This is a genomic window from Bradyrhizobium sp. (genome assembly GCF_035701725.1).
Lineage (GTDB): Bacteria > Pseudomonadota > Alphaproteobacteria > Rhizobiales > Xanthobacteraceae > Bradyrhizobium.
This window is the reverse complement of the sequence record NZ_DASSRP010000006.1, coordinates 1-5,415: the sequence shown is the minus strand read 5'-3', so window position 1 is coordinate 5,415 and position 5,415 is coordinate 1. Positions and strand designations below refer to the sequence as shown.

The 5,415-nt window shown below is 61.8% G+C and carries 6 protein-coding genes; all 6 read left to right on the top strand.

What is annotated here, in order from left to right:
• The coding region (gene oxlT, locus VFL62_RS00195; RefSeq protein ID WP_325170361.1) for an oxalate/formate MFS antiporter at positions 1 to 1,156 on the top strand (1,156 nt) is incomplete at its 5' end.
• 248 nt (positions 1,157 to 1,404) lie between these two features.
• Positions 1,405 to 1,836, top strand: coding sequence for a CBS domain-containing protein (locus VFL62_RS00190; protein ID WP_325170360.1), 432 nt, complete (start codon positions 1,405 to 1,407; stop codon positions 1,834 to 1,836).
• A 94-nt stretch (positions 1,837 to 1,930) separates the two neighbouring features.
• Complete coding sequence (locus VFL62_RS00185) at positions 1,931 to 2,947, top strand: 2-dehydropantoate 2-reductase (protein ID WP_325170359.1); 1,017 nt, start codon at positions 1,931 to 1,933, stop codon at positions 2,945 to 2,947.
• 110 nt (positions 2,948 to 3,057) lie between these two features.
• The gene (locus VFL62_RS00180) at positions 3,058 to 4,026 is read left to right on the top strand and encodes a quinone oxidoreductase family protein (RefSeq protein ID WP_325170358.1); all 969 of its coding nucleotides are present in this window, start codon (positions 3,058 to 3,060) and stop codon (positions 4,024 to 4,026) included.
• 258 nt (positions 4,027 to 4,284) lie between these two features.
• Positions 4,285 to 4,554, top strand: a complete 270-nt coding sequence (locus VFL62_RS00175) for a hypothetical protein (RefSeq protein ID WP_325170357.1) — start codon at positions 4,285 to 4,287, stop codon at positions 4,552 to 4,554.
• 169 nt (positions 4,555 to 4,723) lie between these two features.
• On the top strand, positions 4,724 to 5,415 hold a 692-nt coding region (locus VFL62_RS00170), incomplete at its 3' end, for a transporter substrate-binding domain-containing protein (RefSeq protein WP_325170356.1).

The window sequence follows — 5,415 nt, the reverse complement described above, 5'->3', positions numbered from 1 at the left end:
CGCGGCCATCCAGCTCGCCTTCACGCTGTTTGTCGTGACCGAGACCTGGCTCGTTCCGGTCGAAGCGTGGTTCGTCGACAAGTACGGCCCTCGCGTCGTGATTGCGTTCGGCGGCATCACCGTGGCGATTGCCTGGGTGATCAACTCCTACGCCAGTTCGCTGCCGGTGCTTTACTTCGCAGCCGTTATGGCCGGCGTTGGCGCGGGCGCGGTCTACGGCACCTGTGTCGGCAATGCGCTGAAATGGTTTCCCGACCATCGCGGGCTTGCCGCTGGCGCAACGGCCGCAGGATTTGGCGCCGGCGCAGCACTCACCGTCGCGCCGATTGCGAAGATGATCGCATCCAGCGGCTACGAGAGCGCATTCTTCAACTTCGGCATCGGACAGGGCGTCGTGGTGTTCTTGCTCGCCTTGTTCCTCCGGCCGCCGACGGTTTCCATGCCGGTCAAGAAGAAGAAGCTCAATCTTCCGCAAACCAAGGTCGACTTCACGCCATCGCAGGTGCTGCGCGCGCCGATCTTCTGGGTCATGTATCTCACCTTCGTGATGGTGGCTTCGGGCGGATTGATGACCGCCGCGCAAATCGCGCCGATCGCGCACGACTTCAAGATCGCCAACGAGCCGGTCAGCATGTTCGGCTTCCAGATGGCGGCGCTGACGTTTGCGATATCGCTCGACCGTATCTTCGACGGATTCGGCCGCCCATTCTTCGGCTTCGTCTCCGACAACATCGGACGCGAAAACACCATGTTCATCGCCTTCGGCACGGCAGCCGCGATGCTGCTGGTGCTGTCGGTCTACGGCCACATTCCGATCGTGTTCGTGCTGGCGACGGCCGTTTACTTCGGCGTGTTCGGTGAAATCTACAGCCTGTTCCCGGCCACCAGCGGCGACACCTTCGGCGTGAAGTTCGCCACCACCAATAACGGCATGCTCTACACGGCAAAGGGCACCGCCGCGCTGCTGGTGCCGATCGCCAGCATCGTGTCGGCCAAGTTCGGCTGGCAGGCGGTGTTCGTGATCGCCGTGGCGCTGAATGCCACCGCGGCATTGATGGCTATCTTCGTGATCAAGCCGCTGCGGCGCGCCTTTATTCTTGGCAGCGAAACAAAGGCCGAAACCGCCGCGAGCAGCAGCAGCGCCAAAGTGGCCTAAAGCCTGATCTTGATGGATCTGGGGAGGCGCAGGAGCAAACCTGCGCCTCTCTTTTTTGTCGGAGGCACTGGCATACCAAATACAAAACTTGATCCAGCCTCGCCGCACGAGCGACGAGTTTGCGGCATAAATGTCAGCGATACTGTCATTATTTCTTGCGGAATCACTGCAATCAGCGAATTGACAATTGGCATAACGTATACCAAACTTCCTTTCGCGACTGATCAGGTGACCTGAAGGAGCTTGCGATGAAAGTCGGAGACATCCTGCGCAAAAAGACCGCGCGCATTTCGACCATTCGAATGAACGAGACCGTCGGCATCGCCGCGCAGGTGATGCGCGCCAGCAATGTCAGCGCCCTCGTCGTCAAGGACGTGGTCCGCACCGAGGGCAATACCGCCGTCGGCATGTTCACCGAGCGCGATGTCGTGCGCGCGATCGCCGAGCACGGCGCAGCCGGCATCAACATGAAGGTGTCGCAGCTGATCTCGGTTCAGCAGCTCGTCTGGTGCTCTTCCGACGACACGCTGGAAGACGTGCGGCATCTGATGAACCAACACCACATCCGCCATTTGCCTGTGATCGACAATCACAGCCTGTGCGGCGTGATCAGCATCCGCGACATTTCGACGGCTTTTGACGAAGAGGCCATGGCAACGGTGTTCGCCGCCTCGGCGTAAGGCCCCTCCTCTCTTTGCTCCTTCTCAAGCGCGGAGACTTCGTTTTCGCGCATTGCGGTGACGTGTCCAAATTTCAGCTGTCAGGTGGGGTCTCATGAAGGTTTGCATTTACGGCGCCGGCGCGATCGGCGGCTATCTCGGGGTCGAATTCATGCGCGCGGGCGCCGACGTCAGCCTGGTGGCGCGCGGCGCCCATCTGGCCGCGATGCGCGAAAACGGCTTGAAGCTTCTGATCGGCGGTGAGGAGCGCGTGGTGCATCCGCGCTGCACCGACAGCCCGGCCGAACTCGGCGCGCAGGATTTCGTCATCATCTGCCTGAAGGCGCATTCGATCACGGGCGCGATCGATGCGATGAAGCCCTTGCTCGGGCCGCACACCCGGATCGTGACCGCGGTCAACGGCATTCCCTACTGGTATTTCTACAAGCACGGCGGTGCTTACGAGGGATCGACGCTGGAGAGCATCGATCCCGGCGGGCGGCAATGGCGGGAGCTGGGGCCGGAGCGCGCGATCGGTTGCATCGTCTATCCCGCGACCGAAATCGTGGCGCCTGGCGTGATCCAGCACGTCTATGGTGACCGTTTTCCGATCGGCGAGCCCTCGGGCGAGACGACGGAGGACGTCACCCGCCTGTCCGCGCTGTTTGGCGCCGCCGGCATGCAGGCGCCCGTGCTCGACCGCATCCGTGACGAGATCTGGCTGAAGCTCTGGGGCAATGTCTGTCTTAACCCGATCAGCGCGCTGACGCATGCGACCCTCGACGTGATCTGCTCAGATCCTGCGACGCGCGCGTTGTCGAAGGCGATCATGATCGAAAGCCAGACCATCGCCGAGAAATTCGGTGTCAGATTCCGCGTCGACGTCGAGCGGCGGATCGAAGGGGCGCGCAAGGTCGGCGCGCACAAGACCTCGATGTTGCAGGACCTTGAGCGCGGCCGGCCGATGGAAATCCAGCCGCTGGTCGCCGTCGTCCAGGAAATGGGCCGCCTGACGCAAACCCCGACGCCGGCGCTTGATGCCGTGCTGGCTCTCGTGGTCCAGCGGGCCAAAGTGGCGGGACTTGGATGTACCCCAGCGCTGGTCGCGGCGAAAACGCCGGCCTTTGCCTGACGCAAACCGCGCCTGCAGGGCACGATGATGGACATTTGGCGGCCGGAGCGTGATATCTAACGGCTCAACTTTTCGACCGCAGACCACGCTTCAAGTCAGGAATGTCCCGCATGAAGGCCTATGTCTACGGCGCCAATGGCGCCGAAATCGCCGATGTCGCCAAGCCGTCGCCGAAGGGCACGCAGGTGCTGGTCCGCGTCCGCGCCTGCGGCCTCAACCGCGCCGATCTCGGCATGACCAAGGGACACGCCCACGGCAGCGCCGGCGGCGTCGGCACCGTACTCGGCATGGAATGGTCCGGCGAAGTCACCGAACTCGGCCCCGACGCCAAGGGTGTCAAGGTCGGCGACAAGGTGATGGGTTCGGGCTCGGCCGCCTTTGCCGAATACACGCTTGCCGATCACGGCCGCCTCTTCCGCGCGCCTTCGAACATGAATTTCGACGAAGCCTGCACGCTGCCGATCGCGATCACCACCATGCACAATGCGGTGGTCACCGTCGGCGGCTTGCAGGCCGGACAGAGCGTCTTGATCCAGGGCGCCAGCGCCGGCGTCGGGTTGATGGCGATGCAGATCGCCAAATTCAAGGGCGCCAAGCTTGTCGTCGGCTCTTCCACCGACGCTGGCCGTCGCGCGCGGCTGAACGAATTCGGCGCCGACCTCGCGGTCGATTCCTCCGATCCCGCCTGGGTCGATCAGGTGTTGCAGGCAACCTCTGGCGAAGGCGTCGATCTGATCATCGATCAGGTGTCGGGCAAGGTCGCAAGCCAGAATCTGAAGGCGACCAAGATAAAGGGCCGCATTGTCAATGTCGGCCGGCTCGGCGGCACGCATGCCGATTTCAATTTCGATCTGCATGCGGCACGCCGCATCGATTATGTCGGCGTCACCTTCCGCACCCGTTCGATCGAGGAAATCCGGGAAATTTTCAAGCTCGCAAGCAGCGACCTGTGGCCGGCCGTGGAATCGCGCAAACTGCAATTGCCGATCGACAAGGTGTTTGCCTTCGACGATATCGGCAAGGCGTTCGCGCATATGGAAGCCAACAAGCACCTCGGCAAGATTGTCGTCACGCTATAGAGGCGCAAGGCCTCTGCCCGGCGAGCCCCGCAATATCGATTGTCTGCGGTGAAGCGGATACATTTGTCACGTAGGTGACATGTATGTGACACGCATCATGTCGATGACATATTTCGCGAGGCTGTCCGCGCCATTGATAATTTTTCCCAATGCTCCGCTCAGTTCGATCAATCGTCGTGCGACCATTCATTGCGCATTAAGTTCGGAACGACTAACGACGCTCAGGGGGACGAACAATCCAGTCATCAGGAGAACGTTGTGAAGAAACTTGCTTTAGCGCTGTCCACCGGCCTTTTGGTTATTTCGCTCAATGCGCCCGCGGCCAATGCGCAGACGATGGGCAGTGAAGCTGCGGCACATCCGCGAATCGTGCGCGCGATCGAGAATCTCGAGGACGCCATCGCCTATCTCCAGGCTGCGCCGAACGATTTCGGTGGCCACAAGGCCGCGGCGATCCAGGCGTCACGCGTCGCTATCCAGGAGCTGCGGGCCTCGCTGGCGTTCCGCGCCCGGCAGGATCGCTACTAAAGCTTCTATCCCTAACCAAAACGCCAGATCGGCGGCACCCTCGCCGGTCTGGCCACCTATTCCGCCCTCGGCAACGCGGCGCCTCGCTTGATGGACTGCCCTGCCACAATTGCCGTTGCAGCCAGGTTATGATTACGCTTCCCTCGCGCAAGCGATCCGGGAGGCCTCCATGAAAATCTGCATCGTCGCGATCACGGCAGCAACGACGCTGATCGCCTCCGTGATCGGCAGCTTCGCACAGGATGCGCGGGCGATGCTGGCGCCAACGGGCAAGCTGCGCATCGGCGTCTATTACGGCAGCCCCACCTCGCTGGTCCGCGACGGCAGGACAAACGAATTTCACGGCCTGAGTTTCGACCTTGGCAAGGAATTGGCCAGGCGGCTCGATGTCCCGTTCGAGCAGGTCAACTATCAGCGGATTTCCGAAGTGCTTGAAGGCGTGGTCAAGGGAGAAGTCGACTTCACCGTCAGCAATTCAACGCCGGCGCGGGCCGCTCAGGTCGCGTTCAGTCAGACCCTGCTCACGATCGAACTCGGCTATCTCGTCACGGCGACCTCTCCGATCAAGGCCATCGCCGACGTTCAGAACGCCGGGCTGCGCGTCGGCGTGACCCAGAACAGCACCTCGCAAGGCACGATACCCAAGCTGTTGCCGAATGCGGTCGTGGTGCCGGCGCAGAATTACAAGCGCGGCATCGAAATGCTCGAGCACGGCGAGATCGACACCTACGCCACCAACAAGCCGACACTGTTCGAGATGTCGGACCAGATGCCGGGATCGCGGATTCTCGAGGGCCGATGGGGCGAGGAACATCTCGCCGTGGCGATCCCGAAAGAACACGCGGCCGGGCTGGACTACAT